We start from the raw sequence: 19,167 nt of genomic DNA, 5'->3' as shown, positions 1-19,167 counted from the left end.
GACGAGACCGCGCTCCGGGATCTCCGGCGCGATCGGTGATCGACGGTAACCGCGACCCCCGACGGAATCGCCCGGTTTTCCGGGCCGTGCCCCGGATCGCCCGGTCGAAACCGGATCGGCCCGTGCCCCACCCGAAGCGGTCGACAACACCCCGAGGGGGCGCGGACGGGCCCGTCGTGTCCGCATGCTTGCCCTTCGGCGACACGCGAGCACGAGGGGGAACCGATGGGACTGCGGTCGATCAGGTGGGTCGGGGGCGCGCTCTGCGCGGTGGCGGCACTGGCGCTCACCGCGTCACCTGCGCTGGCCGAGGACGCACCCGTCCCGGAGCCGCCCACGTTCACCAGCACGCTCACCGCGACCCTGACCCCGGACGCGGTCCGCGCCGACGACGGCGCACCGGTGCCCGGCCAGCAGGGTGCGACCGGCACCTTCACCCTCCGCCTGAACAGCCAGCAGAACATCGTCTGCTACGACATCTAGGTGACCGGGGTGACCCCGCCGTTCAGCAGCCCCGCGCGGACCGCCACGCACCTGCAGGAGGGGCAGCCGAACGAGTCCGGCAACCCGCGGATGGCCTTCCCGGACCCGCAGGGCCCGCCCGGCGGCCCGATGACCAGCAAGGGCTGCCTACAGGGACCGTTCACCACCGGTGTGGTCGTCGGCGGCGTCGACACCGGCACCGGGTTCGCGGTCACGGACCTGGAGGCCAACCCGGCCTCCTGGTTCGTCGACATCCACACCGAGCAGTACCGGACCGGTGCGCTGCGCGGGCAGCTGTCCAAGACCGGCTGACCGCCCGCTCACCGGCCCGGCGCCGGGTCGCGCTGCGGCCCGGTGCGGCCCGGTGTGGGCGCGGTCGGCCGGGGCGTCGGGGGCCCGGGTCCCGCGGTCAGATCGCCGGTGCCGGTTCGGGGCGTCGCACCGGACCGACGTCGCCGGAGGCGATGAGTCCTGTGCCGCGACGCGGTCGGTAGGGGGACCGATCCCATCGTCGCACCGCGGGAGACACCATGACCGGACCAGCACCCGCCCTGTCGCCGTCCTCGGCCGGACACCTGCCGGTCAACGGCCTTGATCTGTACCACGAGGTGTACGGCGAGCTCGGGACCTCGCCCCCGCTGCTCCTGCTGCCCGGCGCGTTCATGGCCACCGGCTCAATGGCGGCGTGGGTGGCCGGGTTCGCCGCCGACCGCACCGTCGTCGTCGCCGACATGCAGGGCCAGGGCCGGACCCCGGACGCGCCCCGTGCGCTGTCCTACGAGCAGTTCGCCGACGACGCCGCGGCGCTGCTCCGCGGCCTGGGCGTCGACCGGGCGGACGTGCTGGGCTACTCCCAGGGCGGTGGCGTCGCGCTGCAGCTCGCAGTCCGGCACCCGGACCTCGTCGGCAAGCTCGTCGTGATGGCCGCAACGTTCCGCCGCGACGGCTGGTACCCCGCCGTGCACTCGGCCGTCACGGGGATGGATGTGACGGTGCTGTCCGGCACGCCCGTCGAGACGGCGTTCCTGGAGCACACGCCGGACCCTGCCGCGTTCGCGGCGTGGGTGGAGAAGGTGAAGGTGCTCAACGCCGAGGACCAGCAGATCGACGACGCCCGGATGCGCGGCATCACCGCCCGCTCCATGGTGATTGTCGGGGACGCCGACGGCGTGCGACCCGAGCACGCGGTGGAGATGTTCCGGCTGCTCGGCGGCGGTGACGAACGGGCCGCCGCGACCGGGACGCTGCAGGAGGTGCCCCGGGCGCGTCTGGTGGTGCTGCCCGCGACGTCGCACATCGGGCTGGTGGGGGAGACGGCGACCCTCGTGCCGGCGATCAGCGCGTTCCTCGACGATGCCGTAGCCCCCACTCCGCCCCTGTTCTGACCGCCCTGTCCCGACCGCAGACGACGAGGGGCCCCGCCGGATGCTCCGGCGGGGCCCCTCTTCGTGGAACGGGCAGTGCTCAGTCCAGGTGGTCGCTCAGTCCAGGTAGTCGCGGAGCACCTGGGACCGCGACGGGTGCCGCAGCTTCGACATCGTCTTCGACTCGATCTGGCGGATCCGCTCGCGGGTCACGCCGTAGACCTGGCCGATCTCGTCGAGGGTGCGCGGCTGGCCGTCGGTGAGACCGAAGCGCAGCCGGACGACGCCCGCCTCGCGCTCGGACAGCGTCGCCAGCACCGACTGCAGCTGGTCCTGCAGGAGGGTGAAGCTCACCGCGTCGACCGCGACGACCGCCTCGGAGTCCTCGATGAAGTCACCGAGCTGCGAGTCGCCCTCGTCGCCGATGGTCTGGTCCAGGGAGATGGGTTCCCGGGCGTACTGCTGGATCTCCAGCACCTTCTCCGGGGTGATGTCCATCTCCTTGGCGAGCTCCTCGGGAGTGGGCTCGCGCCCGAGATCCTGGAGCAGCTCACGCTGTATGCGGCCGAGCTTGTTGATGACCTCCACCATGTGCACCGGGATGCGGATGGTGCGGGCCTGGTCGGCCATCGCGCGGGTGATGGCCTGCCGGATCCACCACGTCGCGTAGGTCGAGAACTTGTAGCCCTTGGTGTAGTCGAACTTCTCGACCGCACGGATGAGGCCGAGGTTGCCCTCCTGGATCAGGTCCAGGAACGCCATGCCGCGGCCGGTGTAGCGCTTGGCCAGCGAGACCACGAGCCGGAGGTTCGCCTCGAGCAGGTGGTTCTTGGCGCGCTCGCCGTCCCGCACGATCCAGCGCAGGTCGCGCCGCATCTGCGGGGACAGCTTCTCGTTCGACTCGAAGACCTTGCGGATGCGCTCGGCGCCGTAGAGGCCGGCCTCGATGCGCTTCGCGAGCTCGACCTCCTCCTCGGCGTTGAGGAGCGCGACCTTGCCGATCTGCTTCAGGTACGCGCGGACCGAGTCGGCCGAGGCGGTGAGCTCGGCGTCCTTGCGCGCCTGGCGCAGGGCCTCGGACTCCTCCTCGTCCCAGACGAAGTCGGCCGACTTCTGCTGCGACGCCCGGGTGGTCGGCGCCACCCGGTTCTTGCCGGTGTTGGTCTCGTCCTCGGAGTCGTCGTCATCGTCGTCGTCGGACGACTCGTCGGCGGTCTCCTCCTTCGCCGCCGCCTCGATGTCGGCCTCGACGTCCGAGGCGTCGATCTCGCCGTCCTCGAGGACGACCTCCTCGCCGTCGGCGTCCGGCTCGTCGCCGTCGGCCTTCTTGGTGGAGGCCTTCTTCGTGGCGGGCTTGCGCGGGCCGGTCTTCGGCGCGGCCTTGGTCGCCGTGCCACCCGCCGCGGCGGGCTTGCGGGTGCGTGCGGCCGGCTTCTTGGCGGTGCCGGTCGTCGCCGACACGGTGCTCGTGGTGCCGGAAGTACGGCGGCTGCGGGATGCGGTACCCGACGTCGGTTCGACGGTCGAGTCGCTGCGTGCTGCGGAGTCTGCGGCTGCCACCTGGGCCCTCTCGCTACGTGCGCTGGAGTCGTTACGCGGCCCGGTCGCGGCGCGCTCGTCGGGGGAGACGAGGCCACGACGGCCGGGATGTCCTGTCCTGCCACCGTCTCGGTCGCCGGCGTCGATGGTGGTCGCCGCGCGTCCCGGAGACGGGGTGCGCGTTCCATTGTAACTGCGTACCGGCCGGGGGGACGCACCTCACGCCGCCCCGCGCGTCCCGGCGGCTCCGCACGTGGTCGGATGGGGTGGTGAGCCCGCACGAGAGCAGCGATCCCGCCACCCTGCGCGCCGTCGCCGAGCAGGTCGCGGCCGAGGCCGCGGAGCACCTGCGCGGCCTGCCCGCCCCGCACGACGACGGCGTCACGACGAAGTCCTCGCCGACCGACGTCGTCACCGCCTCCGACGCCTCGGTGGAGCGGTTCGTCCGCGACCGGCTCGCGCAGCTGCGCCCCGGTGAGCCGGTGTACGGCGAGGAGGGCGCGGGCGACCCCGCCGTCGCGCGCTGGGTGGTCGACCCGATCGACGGCACCGTCAACTACCTCTACGGCCTGCCCTGGTACGGGATCTCGATCGCCGCCGTGGTCGACGGGGAGGGCGTGGCCGGTGCGGTGTCCGAGCCCGCCTCCGGGCGGCTCTGGTCGGCCGGGCGTGGTCTCGGCGCGACCCTCGACGGGCGTCCGCTGCGCGCCGCCGCGACCACCGAGCTCGGCCAGTCGCTGGTCGGCACCGGGTTCGCCTACCGCGCCGAGCGGCGCGCCCGCCAGGCCCGGATGGTCGCGGCGATGCTCCCCGAGGTCCGCGACGTGCGCCGGGCCGGCGCGGCGTCGCTGGACCTGTGCGCGGTCGCGGCCGGCTGGCTCGACGGCTACCTCGAGCACGGCTGCAACTGGTGGGACTGGGCGGCCGGTGCGCTGATCGCGACCGAGGCCGGTGCCGTCGTGCACGTCTCGGGCAGCCCGGGCGTCCACGGCCTCGACGACGGCGACGCCCTGGGCGCCGACGTCACGCTCGCCGCCGCGCCCGGAGTCGCCACCGCCCTCGCGGAGCTGGCCCGCCGCAGCGGCGCCGACACCGTCTGAGCCGCCGGGGCGCTCCGCTCAGCAGGCCGCCGCGCGGGCCTGGGCCAGCAGGCCCGGGTCGGCCCGCGGACCGCCCTCGGTGCCCGGCGCGGACAGCTGGTCCAGCACGTCGCGGGCCGCACGACCCGGTGCGACGTCGGTGAACGCCGACCCGACGACGACGTCGACCACCGCCCCCTGCCGATCGTCGCGGATCAGCTCGACGCAGGGCAGCGCCAGCGCGAGCGTCGACGCGGACGCCGCACCTTCCGGGCCGAACCGCATCTGCCCGATGCAGTCCAGGTCGCCCTGCGGGAACGCGGGGTCGTTGCCCGGCGTCCCGGCCTCGCCGAACTGCAGGTCCTTGAGCTCGGCGGACACCAGGTTCGCCTGCCCGCGCTGACCGCCGGCGTTGAGGACGTGGAAGCGGACGTCGTCCGGGGCGGCCGGGGCGACCGAGGCCAGCTCGGCCCGGTCGATCTCGGTTCCGGCCAGGGCCCCCGACGACGGGGCCGGGCAGTTCGTCGACGCCGAGCCGTCCGAGGCGGTGCCGAGCACGACCGCCCACGTGGCGACGGCCAGCACGGCCAGCAGCGCGGTGGTCACCAGGATCGGACGGGCCCGGCGCCGCTCGTAGGGACGGTCGGTGCGGGTGCGGCCGGCAGGCATCAGATCGACCCTCCGTCCAGGACGTGGTGGCCCAGTGCGACGAGCGGGCCGACCGACCCGTCGAGGCCGTCGGCCATCTCCTCCGGCACCGACCCGGCCCGGGCCCGCGCCAGGATCCCCGCGAGCACGACGGCCAGCTTGAACGCGCCGAACCCGACGTACCAGGGCAGCGGTCCGGCGTCGAGGCCGGTGCGCGCGGTGTAGCCCTCGACGAGCTCGCGCCGCGTCGGGAAGCCGGGCAGGCCGGTCGGGCTCGCCAGGGGCTGGGCGGAGGACCAGACGGTGGCGTCGCCGTCCTGCTTCCAGTAGACGAGCAGCAGCCCGAGGTCGGCCAGCGGGTCGCCGAGGGTGGACATCTCCCAGTCCAGGACCGCGCGGATGCGGCCGGGGTCCCCGGCGTCGAAGACGCAGTTGTCGAGCCGGTAGTCGCCGTGCACCACGGTGTGGCGCTGCGCGGTCGGTACGTCGGCGGCCAGCCGCTCGGAGAGCCGGGTGAGCTCGGACTCGACCTCCGCGTCCACCGGGACGGGGTCGTCGCCGTCGCGGGCGGCGGCCCACTGCGTGCCCCAGCGCCGGATCTGACGCTCCATGAAGCCCTCCGGACGACCGAAGTCGCCCAGTCCCGCCGCGACCGGGTCGACGGCGTGCAGCGCGGCCAGCACGTCCACCAGCTCCTCGCCCGCGGCGCGGCGCTGCTGCTCCGTGGCCGCCCAGTCCTCGGGCAGGTCGTCGAGCGGCACGACGCCGTCGACGAGCTCCATCACGAAGCAGGGGGCGCCGAGCACGTCACCGTCGTCGGCGGCCAGCACCGCGGGGACGGGGACGGCGCTCGGCCCCAGCGCGGAGATCACCCGCTGCTCGCGGCCCATGTCGTGGGCGGTCGCGGCGACCTCGCCGACCGGCGGGCGACGCAGCACGACCGCACCGGCGGGGGAGGAGACCCGGTAGGTCAGGTTGGACCGCCCGGCGCCGATCGGGGTGAGCCGCGCCTCGCGCCACCGTTCGTCGCCGAGGGCCGTGGACAGCCACGCGCCGACGGTGGCGGGGTCGGCACCGGGCGTGGGGGTGCGGGCGCTCGTCGTCACACCGGGCGACACTAGTGCGCCCGGCGGCGGTGGCGTCGGGGCGACACCCGGCGTGATCGGGGGACTCGCTGCGACGCTCCGCGGACGCTGGGCTACCCTCCCCGCCGCCGGTGACGGACCGGCCGCGACAGGACTCACGACGGACGAGCCACCCGGTCCACCGGGCCAGGTGAGACCGGCGTCACTCATGGGGGCGGGCACAAACCCGCTCCCCGCGACGTTCTCCAGCGGCACGCGACGACCAACCGATGCGAAGTACCGCTGCTCGTGGGCCGGAATCGAGCAGCTCGGACGTGAGGCAAGGGTGAGACCTGATGGCGACCGACTACGACGCCCCGCGTCGCAATGAGGCCGACGAGATGGCCGAGGACTCGCTCGACGAGCTCAAGCAGCGCCGCAACGAGGCGCAGTCCGCGGTCGTCGACGTCGAGGAGACCGACACCGCGGAGAGCTACGAGCTCCCGGGCGCGGACCTGTCGGGCGAGGAACTGACGGTGAACGTCCTGCCGAAGCAGGCGGACGAGTTCACCTGTGCGAGCTGCTTCCTGGTGCACCACCGGAGCCGGCTCGCCAGCTCCTCGGGAGGACAGTTCCTCTGCCGCGACTGTGCCGCTTGATCGGGCAAGCCTGATCGGGCGGGCCCGACAGGGCCCGCCCGACGGGAGGACCACTGACGGGGCCCCGGCGAGATCGCCGGGGCCCCGTCGTGTCTGCGCGGGTCCGCGCTGTCAGTGCTGCTGTTGCTGGGGGTGTGGCGCCTGGGCGGCGATCGCCGCCCGCAGCTCGTCGGGACGGCGCGTGCTGAGCACCCAGTAGGGCTCGTCGCGGCCGAGCACCTGGACCCGCACCAGGGGACCCACCCACGCCCGGTGCAGGACGTAGGCCTGCGGGTCGAGATCGGGCCCCATCGCCTGCTGCTTGTCGGCCCGCGCGACGGTGTCGGTGACGCCCGCCGCGGACAGCGGAAGCTCCCGGCCGTTCGAGACGAGCACGCCGTCGCGGACGGTGGTGCGGCTGCGGCCCATCCACCACAGGACACCGACGCACAGCGGCACCATCGTCACGTAGCCCAGCCACGCCCGCAGGCCGGGATACCCCATGTGGATCTGCGCGCCCATCAGGACACCGAGCCCGACGGCGAGCAGGTACCACCACACCGGGACGGACAACCGCTCGTCGAACGCAGCAGGGCCAGCCGTCGCAGAGTCGGTCTCCGGATCCCGTTCGCTCACGAGGCCCAGGGTAGCGTCGCCCGCCGTGCCCGGTTCCGTGCCCGCTCCCCCGGACCAGCCGCCGGCAGCAGCGTCCGTCGACGTCCTGCTGACGCGGCTCGACCCCGACGTCCCCCCGCCCGCGTACGCGCGGCCCGGCGACGCCGGGGCCGACCTCGTGACGACCACCGACGTGGTCCTCCAGCCGGGGCGCCGGGCGCTCGTCGGGACCGGGGTGGCGATCGCGCTGCCCGAGGGCTACGCCGGGTTCGTGCATCCCCGGTCCGGCCTGGCGGCCCGGTGCGGGCTCTCGATCGTCAACGCACCCGGCACGGTCGACTCCGGGTACCGCGGCGAGATCAAGGTCTGCCTGGTCAACACCGACCTGGACACGCCGGTGGAGCTGCACCGGGGGGACCGCATCGCGCAGCTGGTGGTGCAACGGGTCGAGACGGCCCGGTTCGTGGAGGTCACCGCGCTGCCCGCGTCGGTACGCGGCGCCGCCGGTCACGGCTCGACCGGCGGGAACGCCGCGCTCGTCGCCGGGGGAGGGGACCAGTAGATGCCCGGACGCACACGCGGTCGGATGTTCGACATCCGTCCGGAGGACGGGATCGAGGACACCGGGACGGGTGCCTACCCGGGCTATCCCGGCTACGGCGACTCCGACGTCGACGACTTCGACGACTACGCCGACCACTACGCCGCGCAGGACGCCCGCCGCGGGGCGCCGCCGGCGAACGGTGCGGCCCCGCGCAACGGCTCCGGACCCGGTGCGCCGAACGGCAGGCCGCCCGCGCCGGGGCGCAACGGCTCCGCACCCGCCACCGGCTCCCGCCCGGTGCCACCCGGCCCGCGGACCGGCGGCGCCGTCCCCGCACCCGCCGGCCCCGCCGCGGCGACGACGGCGGTGCGCGCGGTCGGCCGGGACACCACCGGCCGTGCTCCGGCCCCCGGCGCCTCCGGGCGCCTGCCGGCACCCGCACCCGCGGGGTACGACGACCGGGTCGCACCCGACGGCTGCTGGGACGACGAGGAGCCCCCGCTGCTGTCGCACCGCGTCGAGGACGACGAGCTCGCCTACGCCCGCGACCGCACCCCGCAGGGCTTCGACGGCGGCGACCCGGACGACCCGTCCTGGGGACGGCGCCCGTCCCGGCCCGCCGACGACGACCGCGACGCCGACCACGACGGTGACCACGACGCCGAGTACGACGACGAGGACGAGTACGACGACGAGTACGACGACGAGTACGACGACGAGTACGACGACGAGTACGACGAGGACGAGTACGGCGTCGGTGACGCCCCGCTCTCGGTCCCGCCGCCCGGCAGCGGCGGCCGCCCGCTGGGGCCGGCCGACGTCGAGGAGCTCGACCCGTCGATGACCGACGCGCTCGCCCGCGTCGACCTCGGTGCCCTGCAGGTCCCGGTGCCCTACGGCGCCGAGCTGAAGCTGGAGCCCGCCGGCGCCGAGCGTCCCCAGGCGGTGCACCTGCTCCTGGCCGAGGGCCGGATCGCGGTGAGCGCGCTCGCCGCGCCGCGGTCGTCCGGGCTGTGGGCGGACCTGTCCGCGGAGATCGAGCAGTCCCTGCGCACCGGCGGTGCCCGGGTCCGCAACGCCCGCGGCGACTGGGGCCGCGAGCTCCACGCCCGCACCGAGAACGCCGCCTCGGTGTTCGTCGGCTGCGACGGCCCGCGCTGGATGGTCTACGGCGTGGCGACGGCGTCGCTGGAGACCGTCGAGGCCCTCGACGTGGAGCTCCGGCGCGTGCTGCGGGGGATCATCGTCGTCCGCGGGAAGTCGCCGTACCCGCCGCGGACCGTCCTGCCCCTGGAGCTGCCCGAGCACCTGCGCGAGCGGCAGCCCGAGGTCGCGCCGCAGAAGCCCAGCATCACCGTGTCCGTCCCGGCCCCCGCCGGGGAGACGGGCGCGACCCCGGCGCCGTCCGGCCCCACGACCGGCGCCCGCCCGGTGCCGGCCGCCGCCTCCGCGGAACCGGCGACGCCGCGGCGGGCGCGGTACGGCGCGGCGTCGGCGTCCGGGGCACCGGCCGCGCGGCCCCCCGCGAGGCCGGCGGGTCCCCGCCCGTCCACCGACGACGCCGACTCGCGCACCCGCGCGCTGCCGCAGGTCCGCCGCCCCGCCGCGGCGGCCCCGGCCGATCCGGCCGCGGCGCACACGCCGCTCGCCCCGGACGTGCGCACCGACGAGTCGCCCGCCGAGCGCACCGCGCTGACCGACGGTCCGCTGGTCGCCCCCGGGCCCGAGGCACGGCCCGGCCGCCGACGCGGGCGCCCGGCACGGCCCGACCGGACCGGCGCGAACCGGCTCGGCGGCGCCCCGGCCGCTGCCACACCCCCCGCCGCCTCACAGCCCGGGGGCACACCGCCCGGGGGCATCCCCGGCAGTGCGACCCCGACCGGCGCGATCCCGACCGCGGGCGGCGTGGCCCCCGCGGCCGGCCCGGGCCGGGCCGGTCCCGACACCGGCGTGGGCCCGCTGCCCGGGCGCGGGTCGATCCACGCCCCGGCTCCGCTGCACGCCCCGGCTCCGCTGCACGCGCCGGACCCGGCGCCGAGCGCGGCCGCCCCGCTCCGTGCCCCGGAGCCCGAACCGGCGGGGCCCCCGGCCCGCCGCGACCCGGCAGTGACCGCGCTGTCGGCCGCCGACCTGCTCGCCGGCGTCGAGGACGACCGGTCCGCGACCCCGCTCACCGGCTTCGGCCGGGGCGCGTCGGCCGACGACATCCTGGACACCGGCACCCCCGTCCCGGCCTCGGCCCTCGACCCCGGCACCGTGCTCGACGGCCCCGCGCTCGGGGACACCGCGCTCGACGGCCCCGCGCTCGGGGACACCGCGTTCGACGGCACGGCGTTCGACGGCACCGCGTTCGACGGCACGGCGTTCGACGGCCGCACCGCCCTGGGCCCCGGCACCGCTCCCGACGGCTCTGCCGACGCCGCTGCCGACGGTGCCGCCCTCGGCCGGGACCCGTTCGGCACCCCGACCGCCTCCGATGCCGCCGCGGGGTCGACCCGGCCCGGCACCGGTGGGTCGGCGCGTCGCTCCCGGCGCGACCGCGCCGCCGACGCCACCCGTGTCGACGCCGCGGACCTGCTCGCCGCGCGCACTCGGGACACCCCGGCCGGCCCGCCGGAGCCTGCGTCGCCGCCGACCGGGGCCATCGAGGACATCCCGTTGTCGGACGTGCCGCTCATGGAGGCCACGCTCGACCGGCTCCCGGCCCCGACCGAGCCCGCCGAACCGGCGCCCACCCGTCGTCGGCGGGGCGCCCGGCCCACCGCGGACGCGCCCGGCCACACGGCACCCACCGACCCCACCCCGGACGACGACGGCTGGCTGTCCGCCGAGATCGCCGCCAGCCGCCGCTCCGGCCGGCACGGCGCCGGTGCGGGCACCTCGGTGGCGGACCTGCTCGCCGCCGTCGCCCTCGACGCCCCCGCAGGCGGTGGACGTCGCCGCGAACCCGGCGACGCGCCCGCCGAGGGGAGCGGCACCGCCGGTCCCGCGCCCACCGGCTCCACGTCGCGCGGCGCGGACCACGACCCGGCCCCGGCCGCGTACCCGGCCGCGCCGGGTCCGGGCGGGGACGATCTGTTCCGGGCCGCGGCCGATGCGGACCGCCCCTGGCACGGAGGCGGTCCCACCTCGGCCGACGAGGCACGCAGTGCCCTGCAGGACCTGCTGCGCAGCGCGTCGGCCGACCGCGGGCCGCACGCCGACGGACCGGGTGCCGACCGCACCAACGGGCACGGCGGTGTCACCGGGCTGGCCGACTACCGCGCGAGCCGGGCCGCCGCCGGACGGGCCGCGGCCCGCGCGGACGACCCCGCGCCCGCGGACCCGGCCGGCACCGCGGGCGAGCGCGCCGACGGCAGCGGTGGCACCGACGACACCGAGGACGCCTCCGGCGGGCTCGACGCCGGGCGGGCCGCGGGCGGGTCCGGGCTCACCGGCCAGTGGCCCTCCGGTCGGCGCGCGGGTGGCACCGGTCCCCGCGACCTCGGACGGCACCGGCGGGACTGAGCGGCAGCGGGATGGGCGCGGGTGTCCGGTACGCCCGGCCCGCACCCGCCCGTCGACCACCGGGCGCGGCGCGCGAGCCGGTCGGCGGGGCGGTGACCGGGAGGTCGGGGCCGCCGCGGGCACAAACCGGGGCATCCGCGCGTTACGCTCTCCGCGCCACCACGACACCCTGTCGTGTTGCCACGCGAATGCGGGTCACCGGAGGGTCCGGTGACCCCGGGCCGGTACCGGATACGGCCGAGGAGAGACATGGGCAGCACGGATGGCGGAGCGTTCCGCCGGATGCTCCGCAAACTCACCAGCGATGTCGACGAACTCGACGCGCGCGATCTCGCCGAGGACGTCGAGGAGACCGGTGCACGACCGGCCCGCGACTGTGCCTGCGGCGAAGAGGTCACGATGCTCGGGCGGATCCGCAGCGTCGACCTCTGCCCGCAGAGTGCCGACGCCACCCTGAAGGCCGAGCTGTTCGACGGGACCGACGGCGTCACCCTGGTCTGGATGGGCCGGCGCAGCATCCCCGGTATCGAGGCCGGACGCACCATGCGGGTCCGTGGCCGGATCTCGGTCCGCGACGGCCGCAAGGTGCTCTACAACCCGTACTACGAGATCTGCCAGGCGCAGTGACCCGCGGGACCCTCGCGGCCTGCTCCTGAGCCGACGGATCGGACCGGCTTGAACGACCACCACCACGACGCCCCGACCACCCGGATCCCGCGTGTCACCGACGTGGACCCGCAGGACCGGACCGCGCCCCTCGGCCGGCCGGTGACGGCACCGGCGCACGCCGCCGCACCGGAACCGGACCGGACCGGGGGACCGGCGGAGCCCACCCCGGAGGCGCCCACCCCGACCCTGCTGGAACAGATGGGCGGGGTGACCGGGATCGTCGCCTCGACCATCCCGGTCGTGGTGTTCGTCCTCGTCAACATCCTGGCCGACCTGACGACCGCGCTGTACGCGGCCGTCGGAGCCGGTGTGCTGGTGCTGGTCTGGCGTCTGGTCCGCCGCGACCCGGTCATGCCGGCGATCTCCGGTCTGCTCGGCGTCGGAGTGTGTGCGCTCGTCGCGAGCCGGACCGGGGAGGCCCGCGGCTTCTACCTGCCCGGTCTGCTCTACAGCGGCGCCCTGGGCGTCGTCGCGCTGGTCTCGATCATCGCCCGCTGGCCGCTGGCGGGGGTGATCTGGCACGGCATCAACGGACACGGCACCGAGTGGCGCGCAGACCCCCACCTGGTCCGCGCCTACGGCTGGGCCACCGCGGTGTGGGCGGGGACCTTTCTCGCGAAGGTCGTCGTGCAGGGCGGGCTGTACCTCGCCGACTCCGAGACCTGGCTGGGCGTCGCGCGGCTCGCGATGGGCTACCCGCTCACCGGGGTCGCGATCCTGGCCACGATCCTCATCGTGCGCCGCGCCGAGCGCGCCCGCCCCGCGACCGCCTGAGCGGCACCGGCACGCGGGGCACCCCGGGTGCCGGTCCCCGGCGGGGCAGGAGAGGCGGGGTCACAGGAGAGCGGCGCGGATGTCCTCCTCGACCGCCGTCGTCGCCACGAACAGCAGCTCGTCGCCGCCCTCCAGGGCGTCGTCGGGCTGCGGCACGATGACCCGGCCGCCGCGCAGGATCGTCACCAGCGCCGAGTCCGTCGGCAGCTCCAGCACCCGCACCGGCCGCCCGGCCAGGGGGGTGTCCTCGGGCAGCGTCACCTCGACGAGGTTCGCCTGCCCCTGACGTAGCGTCAGCAGCCGCACCAGGTCCCCGACGGCGACGGCCTCCTCGACCAGCGCCGCCAGCAGCCGCGGCGTCGACACCGCGACGTCGACGCCCCAGTTCTCCCTGAACAGCCACTCGTTGCGCGGGTCGTTCACCCTGGCCACCACCCGGCGGACCCCGAACTCGGTCTTCGCCAGCAGCGACACCACCAGGTTGACCTTGTCGTCGCCGGTCGCGGCGATCACGACATCGCAGCCCTCGATGCCGGCGTCCTCCAGCGACGACAGCTCGCAGGCGTCGGCGTGCACCCACTCGGCCTCGGGGACGGAGTTCGGGTCGATGTGGGTCAGCTCGCGCTCGATCAGCATGACCCGGTGGTCGGACTCGACCAGCTCCAGCGCGATGGACCGCCCGACGGCGCCCGCACCCGCGATCGCGACCCGCATCAGTCCTCCTCGGGCGGCGCCGCGGCGGCCGCCGTCACGTCGCTGACCGTGCCCGAGACCGCCGCCACGTAGACGGTGTCCTCGTGCTGCACGGTGGTGTCCTTGGTCGGCAGCACCCCGGTGCCGAACCGCACGATGAACGCGACCCGCGAGCTCGTCGCCCGCTCCAGGTCGCGGATCGGGCGCCCCACCCAGTTCTCGTGCAGCGGCAGCGGCAGGACGGCCACGGTGCCGGTGGGCTCGCGCCAGGCGGTGGCGACGCCGTCGGGCAGCAGCATGCGCAGCAGCCGGTCGGTCGTCCACGGGACGGTCGCGACCGTCGGGATGCCGAGGCGCTCGTACACCGCGGCGCGCTTGGCGTCGTAGATCCGGGCGACGACCTTGCCGACGCCGTAGCTCTCGCGCGCCACCCGGGCGGCGATGATGTTGGAGTTGTCCCCGGAGGAGACGGCGGCGAACGCGTCGGCGGACTCCAGCCCCGCCTCGTCGAGCACGCTGCGGTGGAAGCCGAAGCCGACCACCTGGCGCCCGCGGAAGTCCGGGCCGAGCCGGCGGAAGGCCTGCGGGTCGCGGTCGATCACCGCGACCTCGTGGCCGAGCCGCTCCAGGCCCGAGGCCAGGGACGCGCCGACGCGGCCACATCCCATGATCACGACGTGCATGGCGTCTGGGGTCCTTCCGCCGGGTCGGGAGGCCCGGGATGTACGGTTCGTTCCTTCTGTACCGACGGCGACGGGGACGCCGACGACGCGGAGTGAACGCTATCGCGAAGCGGATCGGACCGGGGGCATAGGCTGCGCCCCGTGTCCAAGCTCGCCGTCGCTCTCAAGCGGCTCGTGGTCGGACGACCGCAGCGCAGCGACCGCCTGACCAGCACCCTGCTCCCGAAGCGGATCGCCCTCCCCGTGTTCGCCTCCGACGCCATGTCGTCGGTCGCCTACGCGCCGGAGGAGATCTTCCTGACCCTGTCGGTCGCCGGTGTCGCCTCCTACGCGATGTCGCCCTGGATCGGTCTCGCCGTCGTCGTCGTGCTGCTCACGGTCGTCGCCAGCTACCGGCAGAACGTCCACGCCTACCCCTCCGGCGGGGGTGACTACGAGGTCGCGACGGTCAACCTCGGCAAGAACGCGGGACTGACCGTCGCCAGCGCGCTGCTCGTCGACTACACCCTCACCGTCGCCGTCTCGATCTCCGCGGCCGCGGCCAACATCGGCGCGCTGGTGCCGTTCGTCGCCGAGCACAAGGTGCTGTTCGCCGTCTCGGCGATCGCCGTGCTCACCGCGATCAACCTGCGCGGCATCCGCGAGTCCGGCGCCGCCTTCGCGGTCCCGGTCTACGCCTTCGTCCTCGGTGTCGCGACGATGATCCTCTGGGGGCTGACCCGGGTGCTGATCCTCGGCGACCCGGTGCGCGCCGAGAGCGCCGACCTGCACCTGGTCGCGGAGGGAGACGCGTTCACCGGACTCGCCCTGGTGCTGCTCGTGCTGCGCAGCTTCACCCAGGGCGCGGCCGCGCTGACCGGCGTCGAGGCGATCTCGAACGGCGTGCCGGCCTTCCGCAAGCCGAAGTCGAAGAACGCGGCCACCACGCTGCTGCTGCTCGGGGCGATGTCGGTGTCGCTGTTCATGGGGCTGATCGCGCTGGCGCAGCTCACCGGCGTCCAGATCGCCGAGGACCCGGCGCGCCAGTTCCCCGACGCCCCGCCCGGCTACGAGCAGCACACCATGATCGCCCAGCTCGCCGACGCGGTCTTCGACAACTTCCCGCCGGGCTACTTCTTCGTCATCGTGATGACGGCGCTGATCCTGGTCCTGGCCGCGAACACCGCGTTCAACGGCTTCCCGGTGCTCGGCTCGATCCTGTCCCAGGACCGCTACCTGCCCCGCCAGCTGCACACCCGCGGCGACCGGCTCGCGTTCTCCAACGGCATCGTCGCGCTCGCGCTGTTCGCGATCCTGCTCGTCGTGGGCTTCCAGGCCGAGGTCACCCGGCTCATCCCGCTCTACACCGTCGGCGTGTTCGTGTCGTTCACGCTGTCCCAGGCCGGCATGGTCCGGCACTGGAACCGGGAGCTCGCGCTGGACCCGCCGGTGTCCGAGCGCCGCCGGATCCGCCGCGCGCAGTCGATCAACGGGTTCGGCGCCTGCATGACCGGCGTCGTGCTGATCACGGTGCTGATCACCAAGTTCACCCTCGGCGCCTGGATCGCGATCGTCGCGATGGGCGGGTTCTTCGTGCTCATGCGGCTGATCCAGCTGCACTACGATCGGGTCGCGGCCGCACTCGTCGCCGACGAGACCGACGACGTGCTGCCCTCGCGCAACCACGCCGTCGTGCTGGTCTCCACGCTGCACAAGCCGACGCTGCGGGCGCTGGCCTACGCCCGCGCGACCCGCCCGGACATCCTCGAGGCGGTCACGGTCAACGTCGACGACTCCGAGACCAAGAAGCTCGTCGAGCAGTGGCACAAGCGGAACCTGCCGGTCCCGCTGAAGGTCGTCGAGTCGCCCTACCGGGAGATCACCCGGCCCGTGCTGGACTACGTCAAGCGGATCCGCAGCGACTCCCCACGCAACGTCGTGACCGTCTACATCCCGGAGTACGTCGTCGGGCACTGGTGGGAGCAGGTGCTGCACAACCAGAGCGCACTGCGGCTCAAGACGAGGCTGCTGTTCCAGCCGGGGGTGATGGTGACCAGCGTGCCGTGGCAGCTGCCGTCGTCCTCGCGCGCGCGGGCGCTGTCGCCGCTCCAGGCGCCGGGGGCGTCCCGGCGCGGCTACCCGGGCATGGAGCAGCTGCCCGGCGAACTCCACGACGGCGCGGGCGTCCGGACCGGTGGCGGCACCTCGCCCGCACCCCGTGTCCCGAAGGAGGAGGACCGGTGAACGCCGACACGGCGACCGACTGGACCGACCGGATGCTGGAGCTGCGGGTCGGCCCCGTCGCGCACGGCGGACACTGCGTGGCCCGCGACGGTGACGGTGGCCGGGTCGTGTTCGTCCGGCACGCACTGCCCGGTGAGCTGGTCCGTGCGGTGGTCACCGACGACCCGGGCGGCGCGTTCTGCCGCGCCGACGCCGTCGCCGTGCTGGAGGCGTCCCCGGACCGGGTCGAGCCCGCCTGCCCGTGGGCCGGGCCCGGCGGCTGCGGCGGATGCGACTTCCAGCACACCGACCACGCCACCCAGCGCGTCCTGAAGACGACCGTCCTGCGCGAGCAGCTGGAGCGTCTCGGCGCCGGGGCCGCGGTCGTCGCCACCGCCGACCTCGCCGCGGTCGAGGTCGAGGAGCTCCCCGGCGGTCCGTTCGGCTGGCGCACCCGGGTGCGGCTGGCCGTCGACGACGCCGGTGTCCCCGGCCTGCGCGCCCACCGCAGCCACGACGTGTGCGAGATCGGTGACTGCCCGCTCGTCCCGGCGGGCGCGCTGCCCCCGGTGCTGGAGCGTCGCTTCCGGCCCGACTCCGAGCTCGACGTCACCGTCGTCGGCGACGGGGCGGCCCGGGTCGGCTCCGGCGCCACCGTGACGGCGGCAAACCGCAGCTGGGAGCTGTCGGCCGGCACGTTCTGGCAGGTCCACCCGGCGCTGCCGGACACCCTCGCGTCGGTCGTGCGGGACTGGGCCGACGCCCCCGCGGGCGGCGTCGCCTGGGACCTCTACGGCGGCGTCGGGCTGCTCGGCTCGGTCCTCGCCGGCCAGGTGGGGGAGTCCGGGACCGTGCTGGTCGTCGAGTCCGCCGCGTCCGCGGTCGCCGACGGCGCCGCCGCGCTGGCCGACCTGCCTCAGGTCCAGTTCGTGCAGGGCCGCGCCGAGCGTGAGATCGCCCGGCTCCGGCCCGACCCCGACGTCGTGGTCACTGACCCGCCGCGGGCCGGGCTCGGGAAGGCCGCGGTGCGTGACCTGGCCGCCCGCGGCCCGCGGCGGATCGTGCACATCGCCTGCGACCCGGCCGCGCTGGCCCGGGACCTGTCCCTGTTCGCCACCGCCGGGTACCGCACCGCCGCGCTACGGGCGTTCGACGCGTTCCCGATGACCCACCACATGGAGGCGGCCGCCCTGCTGGAGCGGATCCCGCGGTGACCACCGTCGTCCAGCTCTCGGACCTGCACCTCGGGCGTCCGGATCCGGAGGGCCGGGCCGCCCGCGCCGTCGCCGGGGTCCGGTCGCTGGATCCGGCGCCGGACGTCGTGGTCGTGACCGGGGACCTCGCCGACCACGGCGACCCCGCGGCCTACGCCGGGGCCGCCGCCCTGCTGGCCGGGCTCGACGCGCTGCACGTGCCCGGCAACCACGACGACCGCGTCGCGATGGCCGCCGCCGTCGGCCCGGTGGGGGACCGGCTGCACCGGGTCGGCGGCAGCACGGTGGTGCTGCTGGACACCCTGGTCCCCGGTGCGCCGCACGGCGCGCTGTCCGAGGGCGCCGTCGCGCTGCTCACCGAGGCCGTCCGGGACCCTGCGCCGCTGCTGGTCGCCCTGCACCACCCGCCGGTCGCGCTCGGGCACCCCGTGCTCGACGGGATACGGCTGCGCGACCCCGGCCCGCTGGAGATGCTGCTCGCCGCCCGGTCCGACCCGACGCTGGTCGTGTGCGGGCACGTCCACACGCCGCTGGCGACGACGTTCGCCGGGCACCCGCTCGTCGTCGCCCCGTCGGTGGCGCCCGCCCTGCGCTGGCCGGACGTGCCCGGTGCCGGGGACTCCGACCCGGTCCCGGCGCCGGGTGGGGTGCTGCACGTGCTCGGTGACGGGCCGCCGCGCAGCCGGTTCCTGAACTGGCCGGTGTGAGGCGGGTCCGATGTCGCGGCAACTCGGAACCCGCTAAGCTCGGTTCAGAACTGAATACGCCGAAAGTAGCAAGCCCTCGTAGTCCAATCGGCAGAGACGATGCACTCAAAATGCATACAGTGTGGGTTCGAATCCCACCGAGGGCACCATTGTCCGGAATCGTCGGTGTCACGTGCGACGGTTTCCGCATGCACCCGCCGCACGTCGTCGACAGGGCCCGGTCGCTGTATCGCGGCGGCATGCCGGTTCGGTCGGTGGCCGCGGCCGTCGGCGCGACCGCGGCGGTCCTCCCGGGCGCCTCGGTGTCGACGACACCCAGGGCCGGGTCCACGGCGGTGACATGCTTCTCGCGGCACTGGACCTGACTGTTCCCCCCAGCACGGCCCCGGAATGAAGCACACCCGCGGGATCCGACTCGAACCGTGGCAGCGCGCCGTCGTCGTCACCCGTCCCGGCCGCTTGCTCCGTGGCCTGTTCCATTCCGACGGCTGTCGCACCACGAACCGGGTCCGCGCGGTCCTCGCCGACGGTTCGGTACGTGAGTACTCCTACCCGCGCTGGTTCTTCGACAACACCTCCGAGGGCATCATGCGGCTCGCCGAGGGGGCGCTCGACCTGCTGGGGATTGCGCACCGCCGGGCCCGACGCACGTGTCCGTCGGTGGCCAGGGCCGACGCGGTCGCCGAGCTCGACGCCGCGATCGGACCGAAGACGTGATCGGGTCGCACCCCTCCGATCGGACGG

Annotated in this window: 18 protein-coding genes, 1 tRNA gene and 1 pseudogene; 14 read left to right on the top strand and 6 right to left on the bottom strand. The window is 75.1% G+C overall.

Annotated features, from left to right (window positions below; genetic code table 11):
* Nucleotides 1-225: 225 nt before the first annotated feature.
* From FVA95_RS31880 to FVA95_RS00190, 3 genes are all read left to right on the top strand, one after another.
* Entirely contained in the window at nt 226-483 is a 258-nt protein-coding gene (locus tag FVA95_RS31880; protein ID WP_205015722.1) for a hypothetical protein, read from the top strand.
* Nucleotides 484-795: a CHRD domain-containing protein gene (locus FVA95_RS00195; protein ID WP_149662367.1), complete on the top strand. Its 312-nt coding sequence runs from the start codon at nt 484-486 to the stop codon at nt 793-795.
* A 218-nt stretch (nt 796-1,013) separates the two neighbouring features.
* Nucleotides 1,014-1,868, top strand: coding sequence for an alpha/beta fold hydrolase (locus FVA95_RS00190; protein ID WP_149662366.1), 855 nt, complete (start codon nt 1,014-1,016; stop codon nt 1,866-1,868).
* 96 nt (nt 1,869-1,964) lie between these two features.
* Here the strand turns inward: FVA95_RS00190 and FVA95_RS00185 are convergent.
* Nucleotides 1,965-3,425, bottom strand: a pseudogene (locus tag FVA95_RS00185) (RNA polymerase sigma factor); the annotation flags it as partial.
* 230 nt (nt 3,426-3,655) lie between these two features.
* Here FVA95_RS00185 and FVA95_RS00180 point away from each other — a divergent pair.
* The gene (locus tag FVA95_RS00180; protein ID WP_149662364.1) at nt 3,656-4,486 is read left to right on the top strand and encodes an inositol monophosphatase family protein; all 831 of its coding nucleotides are present in this window, start codon (nt 3,656-3,658) and stop codon (nt 4,484-4,486) included.
* An 18-nt stretch (nt 4,487-4,504) separates the two neighbouring features.
* On the opposite strand, the gene cei is transcribed toward FVA95_RS00180, so the two are convergent.
* A complete protein-coding gene (gene cei / locus FVA95_RS00175; RefSeq protein WP_149662363.1) occupies nt 4,505-5,134 on the bottom strand; it encodes an envelope integrity protein Cei in 630 nt (209 codons plus the stop codon).
* On the bottom strand, nt 5,134-6,219 hold the full coding sequence (locus FVA95_RS00170) for a phosphotransferase family protein (protein WP_149662362.1): 1,086 nt from the start codon (nt 6,217-6,219) through the stop codon (nt 5,134-5,136). Before FVA95_RS00170 ends, cei begins: the two co-directional genes overlap by 1 nt.
* A 314-nt stretch (nt 6,220-6,533) precedes the next feature.
* Between FVA95_RS00170 and FVA95_RS00165 the strand changes: the two genes are divergently transcribed.
* Entirely contained in the window at nt 6,534-6,836 is a 303-nt protein-coding gene (locus FVA95_RS00165; RefSeq protein WP_020626973.1) for a DUF4193 domain-containing protein, read from the top strand.
* Between the two features lie 111 nt (nt 6,837-6,947).
* Here FVA95_RS00165 and FVA95_RS00160 read toward each other — a convergent pair whose 3' ends face one another.
* Nucleotides 6,948-7,451 (bottom strand): DUF3093 domain-containing protein, encoded by a 504-nt coding sequence (locus tag FVA95_RS00160; protein WP_193564261.1) that lies wholly within the window; start codon nt 7,449-7,451, stop codon nt 6,948-6,950.
* 25 nt (nt 7,452-7,476) lie between these two features.
* On the opposite strand from FVA95_RS00160, the gene dut reads away from it, so the two are divergent.
* From dut to FVA95_RS00140, 4 genes are all read left to right on the top strand, one after another.
* Nucleotides 7,477-7,992: a dUTP diphosphatase gene (gene dut / locus FVA95_RS00155; protein ID WP_149662361.1), complete on the top strand. Its 516-nt coding sequence runs from the start codon at nt 7,477-7,479 to the stop codon at nt 7,990-7,992.
* On the top strand, nt 7,993-11,481 hold the full coding sequence (locus FVA95_RS00150; protein WP_149662360.1) for a DUF3710 domain-containing protein: 3,489 nt from the start codon (nt 7,993-7,995) through the stop codon (nt 11,479-11,481). It abuts the gene before it with no gap.
* Between the two features lie 249 nt (nt 11,482-11,730).
* Complete coding sequence (locus FVA95_RS00145; protein WP_020622832.1) at nt 11,731-12,108, top strand: OB-fold nucleic acid binding domain-containing protein; 378 nt, start codon at nt 11,731-11,733, stop codon at nt 12,106-12,108.
* A gap of 48 nt (nt 12,109-12,156) precedes the next feature.
* Nucleotides 12,157-12,924, top strand: coding sequence for a DUF3159 domain-containing protein (locus tag FVA95_RS00140; RefSeq protein ID WP_149662359.1), 768 nt, complete (start codon nt 12,157-12,159; stop codon nt 12,922-12,924).
* 60 nt (nt 12,925-12,984) lie between these two features.
* On the opposite strand, the gene FVA95_RS00135 is transcribed toward FVA95_RS00140, so the two are convergent.
* The gene (locus FVA95_RS00135) at nt 12,985-13,638 is read right to left on the bottom strand and encodes a TrkA family potassium uptake protein (RefSeq protein WP_149662358.1); all 654 of its coding nucleotides are present in this window, start codon (nt 13,636-13,638) and stop codon (nt 12,985-12,987) included.
* Nucleotides 13,638-14,300, bottom strand: coding sequence for a TrkA family potassium uptake protein (locus FVA95_RS00130; protein ID WP_020622835.1), 663 nt, complete (start codon nt 14,298-14,300; stop codon nt 13,638-13,640). The genes FVA95_RS00135 and FVA95_RS00130 overlap by 1 nt, the downstream gene beginning before the upstream one ends.
* Nucleotides 14,301-14,441: 141 nt before the next feature.
* On the opposite strand from FVA95_RS00130, the gene FVA95_RS00125 reads away from it, so the two are divergent.
* From FVA95_RS00125 to FVA95_RS00105, 5 genes are all read left to right on the top strand, one after another.
* On the top strand, nt 14,442-16,523 hold the full coding sequence (locus tag FVA95_RS00125) for an APC family permease (protein ID WP_240051159.1): 2,082 nt from the start codon (nt 14,442-14,444) through the stop codon (nt 16,521-16,523).
* A gap of 32 nt (nt 16,524-16,555) precedes the next feature.
* Nucleotides 16,556-17,716, top strand: coding sequence for a class I SAM-dependent RNA methyltransferase (locus FVA95_RS00120; protein WP_149662451.1), 1,161 nt, complete (start codon nt 16,556-16,558; stop codon nt 17,714-17,716).
* Complete coding sequence (locus FVA95_RS00115; RefSeq protein WP_149662357.1) at nt 17,713-18,423, top strand: metallophosphoesterase; 711 nt, start codon at nt 17,713-17,715, stop codon at nt 18,421-18,423. Before FVA95_RS00120 ends, FVA95_RS00115 begins: the two co-directional genes overlap by 4 nt.
* 72 nt (nt 18,424-18,495) lie before the next feature.
* A tRNA-Leu gene (locus FVA95_RS00110) sits at nt 18,496-18,572 on the top strand.
* Between the two features lie 241 nt (nt 18,573-18,813).
* Nucleotides 18,814-19,140 carry a hypothetical protein gene (locus tag FVA95_RS00105; RefSeq protein ID WP_149662356.1) on the top strand — a complete coding sequence of 109 codons (327 nt, stop codon included), beginning with the start codon at nt 18,814-18,816 and terminating at the stop codon, nt 19,138-19,140.
* The last annotated feature ends 27 nt before the right edge of the window (nt 19,141-19,167 follow it).

Origin of the sequence: Pseudonocardia sp. EV170527-09 (genome assembly GCF_008369905.1) — a bacterium.
Lineage (GTDB): Bacteria > Actinomycetota > Actinomycetes > Mycobacteriales > Pseudonocardiaceae > Pseudonocardia.
This window is presented reverse-complemented; position numbering and strand designations above follow the sequence as displayed.

Bases quoted from the DNA above. Each gene is read 5' to 3' on its own strand.
- FVA95_RS00130 (WP_020622835.1), bottom strand. From the start codon at position 14,300: ATGCACGTCGTGATCATGGGATGTGGCCGCGTCGGCGCGTCCCTGGCC.
- FVA95_RS00150 (WP_149662360.1), top strand. From the start codon at position 7,993: ATGCCCGGACGCACACGCGGTCGGATGTTCGACATCCGTCCGGAGGAC.
- FVA95_RS00145 (WP_020622832.1), top strand. From the start codon at position 11,731: ATGGGCAGCACGGATGGCGGAGCGTTCCGCCGGATGCTCCGCAAACTC.
- FVA95_RS00105 (WP_149662356.1), top strand. From the start codon at position 18,814: ATGAAGCACACCCGCGGGATCCGACTCGAACCGTGGCAGCGCGCCGTC.
- FVA95_RS00120 (WP_149662451.1), top strand. From the start codon at position 16,556: ATGCTGGAGCTGCGGGTCGGCCCCGTCGCGCACGGCGGACACTGCGTG.
- FVA95_RS00190 (WP_149662366.1), top strand. From the start codon at position 1,014: ATGACCGGACCAGCACCCGCCCTGTCGCCGTCCTCGGCCGGACACCTG.
- FVA95_RS00165 (WP_020626973.1), top strand. From the start codon at position 6,534: ATGGCGACCGACTACGACGCCCCGCGTCGCAATGAGGCCGACGAGATG.
- cei (WP_149662363.1), bottom strand. From the start codon at position 5,134: ATGCCTGCCGGCCGCACCCGCACCGACCGTCCCTACGAGCGGCGCCGG.
- FVA95_RS31880 (WP_205015722.1), top strand. From the start codon at position 226: ATGGGACTGCGGTCGATCAGGTGGGTCGGGGGCGCGCTCTGCGCGGTG.
- FVA95_RS00135 (WP_149662358.1), bottom strand. From the start codon at position 13,638: ATGCGGGTCGCGATCGCGGGTGCGGGCGCCGTCGGGCGGTCCATCGCG.